At 47.0% G+C, this 17,043-nt stretch carries 16 protein-coding genes and 1 pseudogene; 15 read left to right on the plus strand and 2 right to left on the minus strand.

Features of this window, described 5'->3' with window-relative positions; translation table 11 throughout:
* The first annotated feature begins 28 nt into the window (after window positions 1-28).
* The 6 genes and pseudogenes from rpoA (at window position 29) to ispH (ending at window position 6,925) form a co-directional block, all read left to right on the plus strand.
* Window positions 29-1,039, plus strand: a complete 1,011-nt coding sequence (gene rpoA, locus OXI21_RS03675) for a DNA-directed RNA polymerase subunit alpha (RefSeq protein WP_279619397.1) — start codon at window positions 29-31, stop codon at window positions 1,037-1,039.
* A 39-nt stretch (window positions 1,040-1,078) separates the two neighbouring features.
* On the plus strand, window positions 1,079-1,462 hold the full coding sequence (gene rplQ, locus OXI21_RS03680; RefSeq protein ID WP_279618208.1) for a 50S ribosomal protein L17: 384 nt from the start codon (window positions 1,079-1,081) through the stop codon (window positions 1,460-1,462).
* Window positions 1,463-1,857: 395 nt separating this feature from the next.
* Window positions 1,858-4,635 carry an isoleucine--tRNA ligase gene (gene ileS, locus OXI21_RS03685; protein ID WP_347815505.1) on the plus strand — a complete coding sequence of 926 codons (2,778 nt, stop codon included), beginning with the start codon at window positions 1,858-1,860 and terminating at the stop codon, window positions 4,633-4,635.
* Window positions 4,628-5,149 carry a signal peptidase II gene (gene lspA / locus OXI21_RS03690; protein ID WP_279618210.1) on the plus strand — a complete coding sequence of 174 codons (522 nt, stop codon included), beginning with the start codon at window positions 4,628-4,630 and terminating at the stop codon, window positions 5,147-5,149. The genes ileS and lspA overlap by 8 nt, the downstream gene beginning before the upstream one ends.
* Window positions 5,150-5,163: 14 nt before the next feature.
* Window positions 5,164-5,715, plus strand: a pseudogene (locus OXI21_RS03695) (carbonic anhydrase); the annotation flags it as partial.
* Between the two features lie 226 nt (window positions 5,716-5,941).
* The gene (gene ispH, locus OXI21_RS03700) at window positions 5,942-6,925 is read left to right on the plus strand and encodes a 4-hydroxy-3-methylbut-2-enyl diphosphate reductase (protein ID WP_279618212.1); all 984 of its coding nucleotides are present in this window, start codon (window positions 5,942-5,944) and stop codon (window positions 6,923-6,925) included.
* A 142-nt stretch (window positions 6,926-7,067) separates the two neighbouring features.
* On the opposite strand, the gene ilvA is transcribed toward ispH, so the two are convergent.
* Together ilvA and OXI21_RS03710 are read right to left on the minus strand one after the other, a co-directional pair.
* Window positions 7,068-8,582: a threonine ammonia-lyase, biosynthetic gene (gene ilvA / locus OXI21_RS03705; RefSeq protein ID WP_347815486.1), complete on the minus strand. Its 1,515-nt coding sequence runs from the start codon at window positions 8,580-8,582 to the stop codon at window positions 7,068-7,070.
* Between the two features lie 136 nt (window positions 8,583-8,718).
* Window positions 8,719-9,333 carry a TetR/AcrR family transcriptional regulator gene (locus OXI21_RS03710; protein WP_279618213.1) on the minus strand — a complete coding sequence of 205 codons (615 nt, stop codon included), beginning with the start codon at window positions 9,331-9,333 and terminating at the stop codon, window positions 8,719-8,721.
* Between the two features lie 408 nt (window positions 9,334-9,741).
* On the opposite strand from OXI21_RS03710, the gene OXI21_RS03715 reads away from it, so the two are divergent.
* The 9 genes from OXI21_RS03715 (at window position 9,742) to OXI21_RS03755 (ending at window position 17,041) form a co-directional block, all read left to right on the plus strand.
* Window positions 9,742-10,557, plus strand: a complete 816-nt coding sequence (locus tag OXI21_RS03715) for an alpha/beta hydrolase (protein ID WP_279618214.1) — start codon at window positions 9,742-9,744, stop codon at window positions 10,555-10,557.
* A 2-nt stretch (window positions 10,558-10,559) separates the two neighbouring features.
* Window positions 10,560-10,856: a hypothetical protein gene (locus OXI21_RS03720; RefSeq protein WP_279618215.1), complete on the plus strand. Its 297-nt coding sequence runs from the start codon at window positions 10,560-10,562 to the stop codon at window positions 10,854-10,856.
* 3 nt (window positions 10,857-10,859) lie between these two features.
* Window positions 10,860-11,708, plus strand: a complete 849-nt coding sequence (locus OXI21_RS03725) for a hypothetical protein (RefSeq protein ID WP_279618216.1) — start codon at window positions 10,860-10,862, stop codon at window positions 11,706-11,708.
* A 118-nt stretch (window positions 11,709-11,826) separates the two neighbouring features.
* Window positions 11,827-12,177 (plus strand): non-heme iron oxygenase ferredoxin subunit, encoded by a 351-nt coding sequence (locus tag OXI21_RS03730; protein ID WP_279618217.1) that lies wholly within the window; start codon window positions 11,827-11,829, stop codon window positions 12,175-12,177.
* Between the two features lie 146 nt (window positions 12,178-12,323).
* A complete protein-coding gene (locus OXI21_RS03735; protein WP_279618218.1) occupies window positions 12,324-13,667 on the plus strand; it encodes an SRPBCC family protein in 1,344 nt (447 codons plus the stop codon).
* 9 nt (window positions 13,668-13,676) lie between these two features.
* Complete coding sequence (locus tag OXI21_RS03740; protein ID WP_279618219.1) at window positions 13,677-14,204, plus strand: 3-phenylpropionate/cinnamic acid dioxygenase subunit beta; 528 nt, start codon at window positions 13,677-13,679, stop codon at window positions 14,202-14,204.
* 9 nt (window positions 14,205-14,213) lie between these two features.
* Window positions 14,214-15,020 (plus strand): 3-(cis-5,6-dihydroxycyclohexa-1,3-dien-1-yl)propanoate dehydrogenase, encoded by an 807-nt coding sequence (gene hcaB, locus OXI21_RS03745; RefSeq protein ID WP_347815506.1) that lies wholly within the window; start codon window positions 14,214-14,216, stop codon window positions 15,018-15,020.
* Window positions 15,021-15,070: 50 nt separating this feature from the next.
* Window positions 15,071-16,063: a nitronate monooxygenase gene (locus OXI21_RS03750; RefSeq protein WP_279618221.1), complete on the plus strand. Its 993-nt coding sequence runs from the start codon at window positions 15,071-15,073 to the stop codon at window positions 16,061-16,063.
* A gap of 195 nt (window positions 16,064-16,258) precedes the next feature.
* Complete coding sequence (locus OXI21_RS03755; RefSeq protein ID WP_279618222.1) at window positions 16,259-17,041, plus strand: fumarylacetoacetate hydrolase family protein; 783 nt, start codon at window positions 16,259-16,261, stop codon at window positions 17,039-17,041.
* Window positions 17,042-17,043 lie beyond the last annotated feature (2 nt).

Here is a 17,043-nt window from a genome sequence, read left to right on the forward strand (position 1 = left end):
CGTCTCTTAATTCAGTAATTAGGTAAATATATTTATGGCTTTAAATGAGTTGTTAACTCCACGAATAGTAGATATTCAAACAGATGAGAATCACCGCTCGGAGATCTCGCTTGAACCTTTAGAAAGAGGGTTTGCTCATACTTTGGGTAACGCTCTGAGAAGGATTCTTTTGTCATCTATGCCAGGTGCGGCGATTACTGAGTGTGAAATCGAAGGTCTTCAAAAAGAATATTCGGCAATTCCTGGGATGCATGAGGATGTGATTGACCTGCTTCAGAACCTTAAGGGCGTGTCATTAATTTTACACGATGCTGAAGAGGCGACGATCACTTTAAATAAAAAAGGCAAAGGTGTAGTTACTGCAGCTGATTTAGAACTTCCGCATAACGTGGAAGTGGTAAATCCTGATCACGTGATCGCAAACTTAACCTCTAGCGGCAGTGTCAACATGCGCCTTAAAGTCGAGATGGGTCGTGGTTATAGTACTGCGGCATCTCGTGAGCTTGAAAGTGGCGATAGTGCTTCTATGCAATTAGGTCTTTTTAAGTTAGATACAACCTTTAGCCCAGTTGAAAAAGTGAGCTATAAAGTTGAAACCGCTCGTGTTGAACAGCGTACTGACTTAGACCGTCTTGTAATCTCTCTTGAGACAAACGGAAGCATCGACCCTGAACAAGCAATCCGAAATGCAGCGACGATTCTTCATCAGCAATTAGAGGTATTTGTAGACCTCAAACCAATGCCTGAAGAAGAGCCGGAGCCAGAAGAGCCAGAATTTGAGATCGACCCAACACTCTTAAGACCTGTGGATGATCTTGAACTCACCGTTCGTTCGGCGAACTGTTTGAAAGCAGAAAGTGTTTACTATATTGGTGATTTAATCCAGAAAACTGAGACTGAACTTCTTAAAACCCCTAACTTAGGTAAGAAGTCACTCACTGAGATTAAAGATGTGTTAGCACAGTATGGTTTATCGTTAGGTATGAAGCTAGAAAACTGGCCACCACCTCACTTAGATACGACTAAACCACCAGCATAAATAAATTTAGATAATTAAGATTTAATAGGAAGTAAAAAAATGCGTCATCGTAAATCAGGTCGTGCCTTTAGTCGCACAAGCGCACATAGAACGGCAATGTTCAAAAATATGTCAGTTTCTATTATTGAGCACGAAATTATTAAAACAACTCTTCCTAAAGCAAAAGAGTTAAGACGAGTTGTTGAACCGCTAATCACTTTAGCGAAAAATGATACAGTAGCTAATCGCCGTAAAGCGTTTGCTCGTTTAGGTTCTAAAGAAATGGTTGCAAAACTATTTGATGATTTAGGACCACGTTGCAAAGAGCGTAATGGTGGCTATCTTCGAATTATGAAATGTGGCTTTAGACCCGGCGATAACGCGCCTATGGCGTATGTTGAATTAGTCGATCGTGTTTTGCCTCAAGTTGAAGAAGCAAACTAATAAAGCGATATAGTTTAAATAGCCGGTTATAGCGATATAGCCGGCTTTTTTATTGTGGTTATTTTTCTGCCGATTGCACAAATTTGTGGTAAAACTAGTAGGAGTAAATTTGCTTTCTCGGGGAATTAAGCTTACTTTAGAAGATTCCTTTAAGATAATGTTGAAGCCATTCGACGTCATCTTAAATTGATTTTCTGGAGGGGTGATCCCACCGATCAGAGCCTTGTTGAGAATGAACGACTTCTTACATATCGAGAATGCTTGCGCTCAATTGAGGACATATTTTTTAATATTTTATGACTAGGGAATACGCAGTGACTAAACAAAAAAATAATAAATTGAAAGATGAGGGTGTCTATAAGGACACGCTTAATTTACCACAGACCGATTTCGCGATGCGCGGGAACTTACCGGTTCGTGAGCCTATATTTATTGATCACTGGAATAATATTGACCTATACAAAAAGCAACGTGCAAAATTTGAAGGCCGTCCTAAATTCGTCTTACACGATGGCCCTCCCTATGCGAACGGAGCGATCCACTTAGGTCATGCAGTGAATAAAATATTAAAAGATATGATTATTAAGTCCCGCGGACAATTGGGCTATGATGCGCCCTATGTTCAAGGCTGGGACTGTCACGGATTACCCATTGAATTAGTGGTTGAGCGTAAATTTGGTAAAGTTGGTGAAAAACTGACGGAAGCGGAATTCCGCGCGAAATGTCGCGAATTTGCGAAAAGCCAAATTGATATTCAAGCTGAAGGGATTGAGCGCTTAGGGGTGTTATCTCATAAAGAAGCCCCTTATATCACGATGAATCAAGATACCGAAGCGGATATCGTACTTGCACTTAAAGAGATCGTAAAAGGCGGTCATATTGAGAAGGGTGCCCGTCCGGTTAACTGGTGTATCGATTGTGGATCGTCACTTGCGGAAGCTGAGGTGGAGTATGAAGATAAAACCTCGCTCAGTATCGATGTGGCCTTTGGTGTGGAAGATCAAGCAGAGCTTGAAAAACGCATTAATGTGAGCCTTGATAAGCCGGCATCTGTCGTAATTTGGACCACAACGCCTTGGACACTTCCGGGAAATGCCGCCGTATCCGCACATCCTGAATTTGATTATGTGGTTGTTGATGCTGAAGAGGCCTATTATCTTGTTGCCGCTGAACTTGCAGAATCACTTCGCGAGCGTTGGGGGAAAGCGCTTCCGGTTGTTGCCGAATTTAAAGGGGAAGCCCTCGAGAATCTACGCGTATTTCACCCATTCTCAGGTGAAACTGTGCCCGTTATTTTGGGCGATCACGTCACATTAGATGCCGGTACTGGATTTGTTCATACCGCACCTGCACACGGTGAGGAAGACTACGCTGTTGCGCAAAAATACAATGTTAGTTTTGAAAACTACGTCCTTGCAAACGGAACGTTTAATTCACAAACGCCCTTCTTTGCGGGCATGAATATCCGTAAAGCAGAGCCTGAAATCCTCGCAAAACTTGAGGAAAAAGGGATCTTAGTCTGCCAAAGCAAGATTCGCCATAGCTATCCTCATTGTTGGCGCCATAAAACGCCTACTATTTTCCGTGCAACACCACAATGGTTTATCAGCATGGATAAAAAAGGATTGCGTCAGGATATTTTAAGCGAGATTGATAAAGTTCAATTCGTTCCAAGCTGGGGGCGTGAGCGCCTTTACGGCATGATCGAAGGTCGTGGTGATTGGTGTATTTCACGCCAGCGCTATTGGGGTGTGCCGATTCCGTTCTTCCTTCATAAGGAGACCGGTGAGCTTCATCCTCGTACCGATGAATTACTGCAAGAGGTGTCAGATCGCATTCGTAAAGATGGATTAGAAGCCTGGTTTGGCGCAACGGTAGAAGACTTTTTACCCGCCGGTGAAGCCAATGATTATGAGAAAAACCGCGATATTTTAGACGTTTGGTTTGACTCCGGAACGACGCACTTTAGCGTCTTATCACGTCGTGATGAACTGCAATATCCTGCTGATCTCTATCTTGAAGGATCGGATCAGCATCGAGGTTGGTTCAACTCATCGATCTGTACTTCGACCGCGATTAACGGCATTGCGCCCTATAAAGCGCTCTTAACCCACGGATTTACCGTTGATGGTCAAGGCCGCAAAATGTCTAAATCATTAGGCAATGGGGTCGATCCACACGAAGAGATCAAAAAACGTGGGGCGGATGTCTTAAGACTTTGGGTATCATCGACCGACTATCGCACTGAAATTCCGGTATCTGATGAGATTTTAACCCGTACTGCGGACACTTATCGCCGTATTCGTAACACAATGCGTTTCCTCCTTGCGAACACCAATGAGTTCGATATGGATGAAAATGGATTAAGTTATGATGAGATGCTCCCGCTTGATCGCTGGATTGTGGACCGCGCGCTAACAGTGCAAAAAGAGATTGCGGAAGCGTTCACGAGCTACTCATTCCATAATGTGTATCAAAAGCTGCATTACTTCTGCTCGATCGACTTAGGCAGTTTCTATCTCGATATTATTAAAGACCGTCAATACACCTGTGCGAAAGAGTCACTGGCACGCCGTTCGTGTCAAACCGCTCTGTTCCACGTGCTTGAAGCGATGGTTCGCTGGATGGCGCCGATCTTATCATTTACTGCAGAAGAGATCTGGCTCAACATGCGTGAGCGTGGCGATGAGCGCAGTGAATCGGTCTTTCTTGAGACGTTCTACGAAGGTTTAGTGCCGCTTGATGAAAATAGTGCGTTTTCGCATAAATTCTGGAGCGAGCTGTTAACGGTTCGTGCGGAAGTGGCGAAAGCGATCGAAAAAACGCGTAACGAAGGGGCAATTGGTGCCTCGTTAGAAGCGCGCGCGGTAATCTACGCCGACGGCGAGCTCTATAATGATATTGCTGCCCTTGAAGATGAGTTACGCTTTGTCCTTCTCACTTCATACGCGGAAGTCAAACCGATGGCGGAAAAACCAAGCGATCTTGAGACTTTAGAGGTGGAAGGATTGACCTTTGCAGTAGCGGTATCGGCGCTTGGTGAAGAGTATCACAAGTGTGAACGCTGCTGGCATCATCGTGATGATGTGGGCAAAGTGGAAGTGCACCCAACGCTCTGTGGTCGCTGTGTTGAGAACCTCTCTCCATTAGGTGAAGAACGAAAATATGCGTAATATACGTCTATTTAGAAAAGAACTGGCGATGAAATATCGCTGGTTCTTTTTTGCATTGGTGGGAATCATTTTGGATTTTGTGACCAAACAGATCGCCCACACTCAATTAATTCCTGGGATTTCGGTGCCAGTTTTGCCCTTTTTGGACTGGAATCTACTATATAATAAAGGGGCTGCATTCAGCTTTCTGTCCGACCAAGGAGGGTGGCAGCGTTGGTTTTTCACCGCGGTCTCCTTTTTTGCCTCGATCGCCATCGCCTATTGGATGGTGAAAACAGATCGCCGTGATCGCCTGCAATTGTGGGGATTAACCCTCCTTCTATCAGGTGCAGTGGGCAATTTTATTGACCGACTTTTCCTCGGGAAAGTGATCGATTTTATACATGTCTCCTATGGCTGGTTTAACTGGCCGGTCTTTAATGTAGCCGACATTTTTGTCTCCGTTGGCGTCGTAATTATTTTAATAGCCTCTTTTTTCGAGGGGCGTCAAACGAAGCATTTAACTCAGAATTAGGTAAAAGAGTAACAATGACCATTTTAAGTGAGATTTTAGATTTTAATAAAGAGTTCGTTGATGCAAAAGAGTATGGCGAACTGCGTACGGATAAATATCCTAGCCGTGAAATTGCGATTTTAACCTGTATGGATGCGCGCATCGTGGAATTATTACCGAAAGCGATGGGCATCAAAAATGGGGACGCGAAGATCATCAAAAACGCCGGCGCATTAGTGAGTCACCCTTGGGGGGCGGTGATGCGTAGCTTGATTGTGGCAGCGCTTGAATTTAATGCAAAAGAGATCTTAGTGATCGGGCACACCGACTGTGGTATGCGCGGATTTGAGCCACAACATCTGCTCGATAAAGCGATGAAATGTGGCATCAAAGAAGAGACCATCACCACCCTTCGTAACGCCGGGATTGATCTTGATGGCTGGTTACGCGGGTTTGATAATGTGGCCGATTCGGTGCGTTATACCGTTGAAAAAGTAAAAAATCATCCACTCATGCCGCAACATGTCGCCATTCACGGCCTTGTGATGCATCCAACGACCGGGAAACTTCATACCGTGGTTGATGGCTATAAAAATGAGACCAATCCCAATATTCCAGATCTCCTTCAATCTTATCAAAAAGAGGGCACGGTGCCATGCTGCTGTTCAGGCGATCACCTTGAAGATTGCAGCGTCTCTGAGTTAGAACTGAGTGATGCCGTGGACCCGAATAAAAGTGCGGTCGCCGCTGAGATTGAATCAGCAACCAAAAAAGCGTAATCGCTTTCATTCATTGTTAATTTAAAAAGAGACTATGACAAAGAAAATTTACTTAGCCAATCCTCGCGGTTTTTGTGCGGGGGTTGACCGAGCGATCACCATTGTGGAGCGTGCCCTAGATATCTTTGGCGCGCCGATCTATGTGCGTCACGAAGTGGTGCATAATAAATATGTGGTCGATACCTTAAACGATCGCGGCGCGATTTTTGTAAACGAGCTCGATGAAGTGCCTGATGGAAAGATTGTGATCTTTTCCGCGCATGGCGTATCAAAAGCGGTGCAAGCGGAAGCGGAGCGTCGCGGGTTAAAAGTGTTTGATGCCACCTGTCCGCTTGTGACAAAAGTGCACTTAGAAGTGAGCCGATTTGCTATCGACGGGAAAGATACCGTATTGATCGGCCACGCCGGACACCCGGAAGTGATCGGGACGATGGGGCAGTTTGATACCTCACATGGCGGAAAAATGCACCTGATTGAAACCGTTGACGATGTCGATGCACTGGTGGAAAAGGTCAATAATCCGGATAACGTTGCTTATGTAACGCAAACAACGCTCTCGCTCGATGACACCTCAAAAATTATTGATCGTCTCAATGAGTGTTTCCCTAATATTGAGGGGCCGAAAAAGAGCGACATCTGTTACGCAACGCAAAATCGTCAAGATGCGGTGAAAAATCTTGCAGAGAAATGCTCACTCATTTTGGTAGTGGGCTCGAAAAATAGCTCAAACTCCAATCGTCTCCGCGAGCTTGCGGAAAATGAAGGGGCGGAAGCGTATCTCATTGACCGCGCAACCGATATTGATCTTGCATGGCTTGAAACTCATGAGAAAATTGGGGTCACCGCCGGCGCGTCCGCTCCGGATATCTTAGTGCGTGAAGTGATTGAGTGCCTTCAAAATGAAGGAGGCGCAACGCTTGAAGGGGATATGCCCGGAACGCCGGAAGATATCGTCTTTGCGCTACCGAAGCCGCTTCGTTTAGATATCGAAACGCGCGATCCCAAAGAATTAAAATAGGGATCGGACAATCTTAGCGATCGACAGAGCGATTAAAGTCGATTAAGACAGATTAAAAAAAACAGACATAAAAAACCGCAGGGCGTAACACTCTGCGGTTTTTCTTTATGCGTTATAAATTGATGTTGTAAATTTAATGGGGCTAGAGGAAGAGATGGAACGCGGGATTATCCGACTCATCGGCATATTCGTAGCCAAGACGATTGAGGAAATCCTCAAATTCGCGATTATTTTTCTCATCATTGGGGACCTGCATTCCAACGAGTACGCGGCCATAGTCCGAGCCGTGATTGCGATAGTGGAAGAGGCTAATATTCCATTTACTCTCCATCGTCGCTAAAAACTGCATCAGCGCGCCGGGGCGTTCGGGGAAGACAAAGCGGAGCAGACGTTCATCGGTAATGTGATTGGCTTTCCCGCCGACCATGTGACGAATATGCACTTTCGCCATCTCGTTATCACTAAGATCAACAACGGCAAAGCCTTGCTCTTGCAGTTTCGCAATAATGCTCTCTTTTTCCACATCGGCGCCGGTCAGTTGAATGCCGGCAAAGACAACCGCTGTACTTGGATCGGCAAAGCGGTAGTTAAATTCGGTGATGCTGCGTTTACCGATCATATCGATAAAGTTTTTGAAGCTGCCGGGAATCTCAGGGATCGATACCGCAAGCAGCGCCTCGGTTTTTTCGCCAAGTTCGGCACGTTCTGCCGCGTAGCGAATGCGCTCAAAGTTAACGTTGGCACCGCTTAAAATCCCGCCCACATGTTTAAAACCGTGATCGTGATGTTGTTGCAGATATTTTTTAATTCCCGCAACGCTTAATGCCCCGGAGGGTTCGCTCGCCGCACGGGTATTATTGAAGATATCTTTCATCGCCGCGCAAATCTCGTCGGTGCTTACGGTGACGATATCATCGACATATTGGAGCGCTAGATCAAAGGTGAGCTTGCCCACTTTTTTAACCGCCGTACCATCAGCAAACGTGCCCACTTGATCGAGGGTGATGCGCTCTTTTTTCTTAAGAGATTCGAGCATTGAGGCCGACTCTTCTGGCTCAACGCCGATAATCTTACACTCTGGGCGAATCGCTTTGACATATTTGGCAACGCCCGCAATGAGACCGCCACCGCCAACGGGAATAAAGATCGCGTCGAGATCGGGCTGTTGTTCGAGCATCTCTTTACCGATGGTGCCTTGTCCGGCAATCACATCGAGATCGTCAAAGGGGTGAATAAAGGATTTTTGTTCGCGATTGGCCAGCTCTAGAGCGTAATTGGACGCTTCATCAAAGGTTTCGCCATATAAAATGACGGTCGCGCCCATCTCTTTACAGGCGTTCACTTTGAGCATCGGCGCGGTTGCCGGCATCACAATAGTGGTGTCGATCCCAAGATGACGGCCACTTAAGGCAACCCCTTGCGCATGGTTTCCGGCTGACGCACAGATCACGCCACGATTGCGTTCTTCAGGCGTCAGCTTAAAAATTCGATTATAGGCCCCGCGAATTTTAAAGGAGAAAATGGGTTGCAAATCTTCACGTTTAAGCCAAATTTGTGTCTGAAATTGACGGCTTAAGAGATAGAGATGGTCGAGCTGCGTATTAATCGCAACATCATACACCCGGGCGGCCAGTATACTTCGAATTAATGGATCCATGATTATCCTTGCGTTCCTTTCTTAGTGTGATTAGTGAAACAAAGAATTCTATAGTAATCCACAAAAGGCGGCTGCGTCTAGCTTTCTGCTTTAATAATCAAGGGAATCTTGGTTAAGCTGTGTTAAGGGCGCTCTATTACGCCGATTCGGCATCCTGTTTCGGGCATTTTTCTGTGTCGCAGATCTCAGGAAGGAGGAGCGCAAAGAGGTCATTATCCTCATCAAAAAGCCCTTTTTGCCAATCATTCGGGTTAGAGAGGGAGAGGGTCACAAGATAGGAGTAGATTAAAAAGCCCCGCTGGCACGCTTCCTTTTTCTCAAAGCCTAAGTTTTCAACGAGTTCGCTGATGTAATCAAGACGAAAGGTATCCACATCGTCCATCATTTTACGCGCCACTTTATCCCGGCGGGCCCAAGCGCGAATGGCGAGCTCAAAATCCGCTGCCGCTTTCGCAGATTCACCTCGGGTGGGCAGATTAAAGATAATCGCGAGCTGCTCACGGGGGGGATAATGGGTATTTTTAAGCCGGCGAATCACCTGATCGGTCGCGCGCGTTTTCCAGTCGACTAAGATTTCTTGCAGAAGCTCATTGCGCCCTTTGAAGTGATGATAAAAACTGCCGCGGGTGATGCCGATATTTTGCGCCAATGTCTCGACGCGAACGGAATCGATCCCGCTTTTAATAAGCATTTGTTGACCCGCCTTAATCCAATCACTCCGTGAGAGCGGGGTCGATGATTGTTTGACCATAGCTGATTATCCCTTCGTTGATTTGGCTCTATTTTAGTGGTTTCACCTGCGATTTACCATCATGAGCGAGGCTTTTTTTGGGGAGAAATTCCCCATTTGATTGATTGTGCATGATATGAGGCAATGGGGCCTTGATATAGAACAAATTACCCTATTGAGTCGCTGAAACCCTCGATAAAATCAGGCGCATTATCATTTCATAGATCCCGCTCAAAATCGAATTAATTCCAATATTTTGATTAAAAATCATGCAATAATACAAAAACATACAGTAGTGTATTGACTTTCGTCAAAAGCACTCCTAAGATGAAACCATACAGCTCTGTATGTTGATCTCGGTCAAACGATACAGGGGAATAAAATAAAAAACAAATAAAGAAGAACGATAAAAACTTGGGAGGAATCACAATGGAAGGGATTGGCAAAAGCCTAATGGCGGCAGACCACAAAACGAATTATCACGAAAGTGGTGAGGGCGCACCCCTCTTTTTGCTCCACGGCTCAGGCCCGGGCGTTTCAGGCTGGACCAACTGGTCGAAAACCATCGGTCAATTTGATGATAAATGGCGCGTGATTGTGCCCGATATCGCAGGCTTTGGGTTTACTGAATTTAAAGAAGATTCAAAATACAACATCAAGCTCTGGGTGCATCATTTAATCGGCATTATGGATGCGCTTGGCATTGAGAAAGCCTCATTTGTAGGTAACTCATTTGGCGGCGCTCTTGCGATCGGATTAGCGCTTTTTGATCCAAGCCGCGTGGATAAATTGATCCTACTTGGAACACCGGCCGGTGAATTTGTCCAAACGCCTGGATTACGTGGCGCGTGGACTTATGAGCCCTCAGTTGAAAACATGCGTTCCTTATTGGAGCTCTTCCCATACGATAAATCTTTTATCACCGACGAGCTGGTGAAAAGCCGTTACGAAGCCTCTGCCCGTGAAGGGGCGCAAGAAGCGTTGCGTAAACTCCTTCCCAAGCCAAAAGATGATGGGGTGACCATGGTTCGTGGCTTCCCGGATACCTCGCTTGTCAACATTCAAGCGCCGACATTAGTAGTGCACGGCCGTGAAGATAATGTAGTGCCGCCTGAGTGTGGATTACTCCTTGCAAAAACGATTCCAAACGCCGATCTCTACCTCTTTGGCCAATGCGGTCACTGGGTACAAACCGAGCAATCTGAGAAGTTTGTATCGATTGTGCGTCAATTCTTGGAGGCATAATTATGAGCCGTAATGTATTAGAACGAGTGCTGTGGCACTTGTCGGTGGAGCGTCTTGCGAAAGATCGTTTCCGCGAAGATCCTGAACGCTATCTCTCCCGTTTTGATTTAGATGACGATGAGAAACAGATGGTGCTTGAGTTTGATGTGGCGGGCTTACAAAAAATCGGGGTGAATCCGATGCTCACCATGGGCTTTTGGCAGGAGATGTCTCCAAATCGCAGTATGCGCCTCTATAAAGAGAAATTGGGCGCTGCGGGGAAAGATCTCAATGCGTTTTCAGCGGCGTTAAAGGAGTAGGAAATGGCGAAAATTGTAGGAGGCTTTTGGGTGCCTCATGACCCAGTAATGTTTGTAGCGCCGGACGCGCCGGAAAAATCGGTAGCGGATCGTATGTGGAAAGCGTATGAAACCTGCGGAAAACGCATGGCAGAGCTCGATGCAACGGCTGCGATTATCGTTGGAAATGACCATTACATTCTCTTTGGTACCAACTGTTTACCGCGTTACCTTATTGGGACGGGCGATGTTGATGGACCGATCGAGAATTTAAAAGGGCTTGAACGGGGCGTAGTGGAAAATCACCAAGCGCTCGCGCAGCACATTGTCAAACAGGGCGATGTGGAGAATTTCGACTGGTCAGTGGCGCGCAGTTTCACCGTTGATCATGCCTTTTCGATCCCGCATCAATATTTAGTCTCTGTGGCGGAAAAAGAGCTAGGCCGTACGATTCCATCGATTCCAGTCTACCTTGCAAGCGGCGTGGATCCGTTTATCTCGCTCAATCGGACTCGCGAACTGGGTGAACACATTCGTCGCGCGGTGGAATCATTCCCAGAGGATGAGCGCGTGGTCATTATCGGCAGTGGCGGGATTAGTCACTGGGTGGGTACCGTTGAGATGGGGAAAGTGGCGGAAGATTTCGACCATGAAATTCTCGATCTTGGGGTGAACGGCGATCTCGATGGCTTAACCCGCTATTCAAACGAAGAGATTTTAGAGCGCGGTGGCAATGGGGCGATGGAGATTCGTAACTTTATCTGCGCAATGGCCGCAGTTCCGAATCCAAAAGGTGAAGTGATCGATTATGCGCCGGTGCGCGAGTGGGTCACAGGGCTCGGATTCTTACAGATTCACGCCAATGATGCGTAAGTCGGCCATTAATGGTCATCAATGATTAATAAATAATCAGAATCACAATAAAAATAATAATGCCGTCGCATCAGGCGGCAAAACAGTTGTAAAAGCTTAAGCTGTAAAGGGGAGAACAATGTCTAAAGTTTTTTTATGCAGTGCCGAGGAATTAGGTCCAAATTCACTTAAAAAAGTGTCCAATGAAGCGGTCGGCGATCTATGTGTTTACAATCTCGATGGCGAATTTTTCGCAACATCAGATATGTGTACCCACGCAACGGCATCACTCGCCGATGGGTATATCGAAGATGATCTTATCACTTGCCCAGTCCATTGGGGCCAATTTGATATTCGTACCGGTGAAGCGGTGGCGTTTCCCTGCGAGAAGCATCTGCGCACCTTTAAGATTTATGTGGAAGATGGCGAGGTTTTTGCGGATTTAGACGCTCATGCCGATGCCGCCGTTGAAGCCAATATTGAGCCGTAATAAGGTCGGCTCATCACTTAAATTGAGCTGACACAAACGCGCCCACCACACTTTAAAAATATAATAACGGGCGCTCATACTAAAAACGATACCGATAATAACAACAATAAGCATGTTATAAAAAATACGATTTGGAGGAAATAGATATGGCGAATCAATCGAGATTACGTCCTTTAGAGGCGACTCCCGCACTAACGGAGTTAGATCGTCTCTGCGATATGGAAGAGGGGCGTTTAGCTGGAAAGATTTTTTGGGATCAAGACATTTATGAGCAGGAGCTAGAGAAGATTTTCGCACGCTGCTGGCTTTTTATCGCACATGAATCACAAATCCCGAATGCAGGCGATTATCTCACCACCACCATGGGTGAAGATGAGGTGTTAGTGGTGCGTCAACGTGACGGATCGATCAAAGCGTTTTTAAATGCCTGTCCTCACCGCGGTAACAAAGTCTGTTTTGCGGAAGCGGGCAACGCGCGCGGGTTTATCTGTAACTATCACGGCTGGTCTTTTGGGCAAGATGGGGCGCTTCGCGGTGTTCATGAGTCGGATATTTATGAGCAGAGCGATTTTGATAAAACTCAGCACGGCCTTCGTTCCGTGGCGCAGATCGATTCCTATAAAGGATTAGTCTTTGCCACTTTTGACCCAGAAGCCCCTTCATTAGAAGAGTATTTAGGGGAGATTACCTGGTATCTCGATGCGATTTTAGATAACGATGAAGGCGGCACAGAGTTTGTGGGCGGCTGTATTCGTTCAACGATCGAGTGTAACTGGAAATTAGCGGCGGAAAACTTCGTTGCAGACATTTTACACGCCGGCTGGACGCATGACTCAGCAGCGCGCGCAATGCTTGGCGGCCCTGTGGCAAAAGTGAGTGACTTCCCAGAATCCTATCAAGTGAACTGGAACGGTCACGGCTATGAATTTGCCCGCGACTTTGTTGGAAACGCAGCGGTACTTGGCGAGCGTGCGATCAACAAATATCTTCACTTACATCGCCCGAAAGCGGAAGAACGTTTAGGTGAATTCCGTGCGTCGATGATTGGTGCGGTGTCATCCTGTACTGTGTTCCCGAACTTCTCATTTTTACCGGGGCAAAATACGATGCGCGTTTGGCAACCTCGTGGCCCCAATAAAATTGAGCTCTTTACTTGGGTGCTCGTCAATAAAAATGCCCCCGAAGAGATTAAAGAAAAATGGCGTAAAGGGGCGATGATGACCTTCTCTCCGACCGGCGTTTTCGAGATGGATGACGGTGAGAACTGGGAATATTGTACCAAGACAAGCCGTGGCGCAGTAACGCGTTATCAGGATCTTTTCATCGGACTTGGAATGAATACCCGTGTCGATGACACCGAACTTCCAGGCAACGTCTTTACCGGTCAAATTAACGAAGCGAATGCTCGTGCGTACTATCAGCGCTGGAAAGATCTGCTCGAAGCGGATAGCTGGAAAGATGTACCGGATCGCAATGGCAAAATGAAGTAGGAGGCTCCCATGACAGATTCAAATAGACAGTATGCTGATATCGATGCAACCCGCGAAGTGGAACGCTTTTTATTAAAAGAGGCGCGTCTGCTTGATTGGGAATGTTGGGATGAATGGCTCGGGACGCTTTCGGAAGAGATTCATTACTGGATGCCCGGGATTGAAAATCGTCGCCGTGAAGATAAATTAGGGCAATATACCCGCGAACACATGGCCTATTTCGATGATGGTCTGCGTGATTTAAATCGTCGGATTGAGCGCTTTAAGCAACCGTCGGCGTGGGCAGAAAACCCACAAACTCGTAACGTACATATCGTCACCAACATTGAGGTCTTTAATGGCGAAAATGAGGGTGAATATGAGGTGCATTCATGCATCTATAACGTGCGTAGCCGTGGGCTTGATGAGGAATATAAGCTTGCGGGCCGTCGTGAGGATATTATCCGCCGCGAAGAGGGTGAATTAAAGCTCTATCGCCGTAAGATTTTAATCCCGAACGCGTCGCTTTTATTCAAAAACCTCAACACCTTCCTATAGGAGGTAATGATGGGATGGTTAGAAGGCTATAGCGCGCTTGTAACCGGTGGCACCGGTGGCATTGGTAGTGCCATCGTGCGCCGCTACGTTAAAGAGGGTGCGAAAGTGGGCGTGCTTGCACGAAATGAGGCGGAGCTTGCCAAATTAAAAGAGGAACTCGGCGATTCGATCATCACCATTTGCGGAGATGTGACCAAGGCTGAGGATAATGCGCGCGCCGTTTCTGAAACGGTCAAGGCATTCGGTAAACTCGATACTTTTGTGGCAAACGCCGCGGTATTTGATTATTTTACTCGCCTTGAAAAGATTGCCCCTGAGGAGTTTGAGGCAAGTTTCCAAAAGCTCTTTTCGGTTAACGTTCAAGGCTATCTGCTCGGGGCGCAAGCGGCGATTCCAGAGCTGCGTAAAACGAAAGGATCGATGATCTTTACGCTCTCCAATAGCTCGTTTTATGCCGGCGGTGGCGGGATTTTATATGTCACCTCAAAGCATGCAGTTGTGGGCCTTGTGCGTCAGCTCGCCTTTGAACTCTCGCCCCATATTCGCGTCAATGGCGTGGCTCCCGGCGCGACGGATACGGCGATGTCGAGCTTAGATGGGCTTAATCAAAACAGTGTGCCGCTCAATGAGCTGCCCGATTTTGAGAAAAATGCTGCGATGGCGGTACCGCTTCAAAAAGTGGCACAACCAGAAGAGCATACTGGGCACTATGTGCTGCTCGCGTCGCGGGAAAATTCAGCGCTCACTACAGCCACCATTATTCACAGTGATGGCGGGTGGGAAGTGCGAAAACCGGGCGTTCATAATCGCTCGTAACGGGCAAAATATCGATATTAAAATTAACAAAGAAAAGTGAGGCAATGGCGATGACAGAGCGGGATTTACTTCAATCATTAACGCTTCCAGTGATGGTGGCGCCGATGTTTCTGGTGTCAGGGCCGGAGCTGCTCCTTGCGTCGTGTCGTGCGGGGGTGATTGGCAGTTTACCAACGCCGAACGCGCGGGATTTAACGATTTTAACCAGTTGGCTCGATCAGATTCAAGAGGGCATTGCCACGATCAAAAAAGAGCGTGGTGAAGGTGGTGAGCGTAATGAGAGAGATGAGAATGATCAAAATGTGCCCCTTTGGCTCTTAAATATGATCGTCCATCGCACCTATGACCGATTTGATGCGGAGCTTGAGCTTGTTAAGCAATATCAGCCACCGCTTGTAACTACGGCGCTCGGTTCGCCAAAACGAGTGGTTGCCGATGTGCATGCCTATGGCGGAAAAGTCTTTGCCGATGTTACTAATGTGACGCTCGCGAAAAAGGCGATCGATGCCGGCGTGGATGGGCTGATTTTAGTTTGTCATGGCGCAGGCGGGCACACAGGGCTTCATAATCCCTTTGCCTTTATTGCTGAGGTGCGGAAGTTTTGGGATGGCTACATTGGGCTTTCCGGCGGGATTATGAATGGTCGCGATCTTCATGCTTGCAAGGTACTCGGCGCGGATTTTAGCGTGATGGGCACCCGATTTATCGGCGCAAAAGAGAGTTTGGTGGTGGATGATTATCGCACCATGCTGGTGGAATCGGATTTAACGGATGTAATCACAAGCGATAAAGTGAGCGGCGTTCCGGCGAATTGGCTTAAAAAGTCGTTAGAGAAAAGCGGCGTTTCGATTGAGACCCTGCCGGGGAAAGCGGCGGATTTTTCAGGCAATATCGCTAACGATAAAAAAGCGTGGCGGGATATCTGGTCAGCTGGTGAAGGGGTTGGACAAATCACAACGTTTCAAACGGTGTCAGAGATTGTAGCGACACTTTTGGCTGAATATGAGGCGAGCTTAGGAAAAAAGGGACGTTCACCTGCATAATTTGATCGCCACCTAGAAGATTTTAGAGTATTGTAATTTATACAAGTTAATAAAATATAATATTAACAAAGATTAATTAAGATAAATAAAGATCTAAGAAGATCTATAAGAAAACCAAAGAACAATAAAAACAAATCGACGCTCATTGTAAGCGTGACAGAGATAAGTAAAACCAAAAAAGGTAGGTAGGGGGACATGATTTTAGATCATTTCAAAAAGGCAGCGGAGCAACTCGCGACCGCGCGTGCAAATCGCACCACCTGTGGGCGCATTTCCGATCAATATGGCATTCATACCATGGATGATGCGTATCGCGTTCAAGAGATCAATACTGAGCTTGCGCTCAAAAACGGTCGCCGCATTGTGGGCCGTAAAATTGGGCTCACCTCAAAAGTGGTGCAAGAGCAACTTGGCGTCGATCAACCGGACTTTGGCATGCTCTATGCCGATATGGAAGTGGGCGATGGCGAAGCGATCGATTCAAGCCGTCTAGTCCAGCCGAAAGTGGAAGGGGAGATTGCCTTTGTGTTAAAGCGCGATCTGCCAACGGAAGATACGAGTCTTGCGGAGCTCATTAGCTCGATCGATTACGTGCTCCCGGCGCTTGAAGTGGTGGATACGGTGATCGATAAGTGGGATTTTACCCTTGCCGATACCATCGCCGATAACGCCTCAAGCGGGCTCTACGTCCTCGGTAAAACACCGATCACCCTTGAGTCGCTCAACCTTGAATTAGAGGGCATGCTGCTCTATAAAAATGGTGAGCTTGCCTCGATGGGCGTTGGGGCGGCGTGTCTTGGCAATCCGCTCAATGCTTGCCTCTGGCTTGCACGCACCATGTCGCAAAAGGGCCGTCCATTACTCTGTGGCGATGTTCTCCTCTCAGGAGCGCTCGGACCGATGGTCAATGTGGCAAAGGGCGATAAGATTTCAATGAAATTGACCCGTCTTGGTGAAGTGAGCTGCGAATTTATCTAAGG

The organism is Ignatzschineria sp. RMDPL8A (assembly GCF_029815055.1).
In the GTDB taxonomy this organism is placed as follows: domain Bacteria; phylum Pseudomonadota; class Gammaproteobacteria; order Cardiobacteriales; family Wohlfahrtiimonadaceae; genus CALZBJ01.

Bases quoted from the DNA above. Each gene is read 5' to 3' on its own strand.
- OXI21_RS03730 (WP_279618217.1), top strand. From the start codon at position 11,827: ATGTCTAAAGTTTTTTTATGCAGTGCCGAGGAATTAGGTCCAAATTCA.
- OXI21_RS03735 (WP_279618218.1), top strand. From the start codon at position 12,324: ATGGCGAATCAATCGAGATTACGTCCTTTAGAGGCGACTCCCGCACTA.
- ileS (WP_347815505.1), top strand. From the start codon at position 1,858: ATGCGCGGGAACTTACCGGTTCGTGAGCCTATATTTATTGATCACTGG.
- rplQ (WP_279618208.1), top strand. From the start codon at position 1,079: ATGCGTCATCGTAAATCAGGTCGTGCCTTTAGTCGCACAAGCGCACAT.
- hcaB (WP_347815506.1), top strand. From the start codon at position 14,214: ATGGGATGGTTAGAAGGCTATAGCGCGCTTGTAACCGGTGGCACCGGT.
- ilvA (WP_347815486.1), bottom strand. From the start codon at position 8,582: ATGGATCCATTAATTCGAAGTATACTGGCCGCCCGGGTGTATGATGTT.
- OXI21_RS03715 (WP_279618214.1), top strand. From the start codon at position 9,742: ATGGAAGGGATTGGCAAAAGCCTAATGGCGGCAGACCACAAAACGAAT.
- lspA (WP_279618210.1), top strand. From the start codon at position 4,628: ATGCGTAATATACGTCTATTTAGAAAAGAACTGGCGATGAAATATCGC.
- ispH (WP_279618212.1), top strand. From the start codon at position 5,942: ATGACAAAGAAAATTTACTTAGCCAATCCTCGCGGTTTTTGTGCGGGG.
- OXI21_RS03720 (WP_279618215.1), top strand. From the start codon at position 10,560: ATGAGCCGTAATGTATTAGAACGAGTGCTGTGGCACTTGTCGGTGGAG.
- OXI21_RS03755 (WP_279618222.1), top strand. From the start codon at position 16,259: ATGATTTTAGATCATTTCAAAAAGGCAGCGGAGCAACTCGCGACCGCG.
- OXI21_RS03750 (WP_279618221.1), top strand. From the start codon at position 15,071: ATGACAGAGCGGGATTTACTTCAATCATTAACGCTTCCAGTGATGGTG.
- OXI21_RS03710 (WP_279618213.1), bottom strand. From the start codon at position 9,333: ATGGTCAAACAATCATCGACCCCGCTCTCACGGAGTGATTGGATTAAG.
- OXI21_RS03740 (WP_279618219.1), top strand. From the start codon at position 13,677: ATGACAGATTCAAATAGACAGTATGCTGATATCGATGCAACCCGCGAA.
- OXI21_RS03725 (WP_279618216.1), top strand. From the start codon at position 10,860: ATGGCGAAAATTGTAGGAGGCTTTTGGGTGCCTCATGACCCAGTAATG.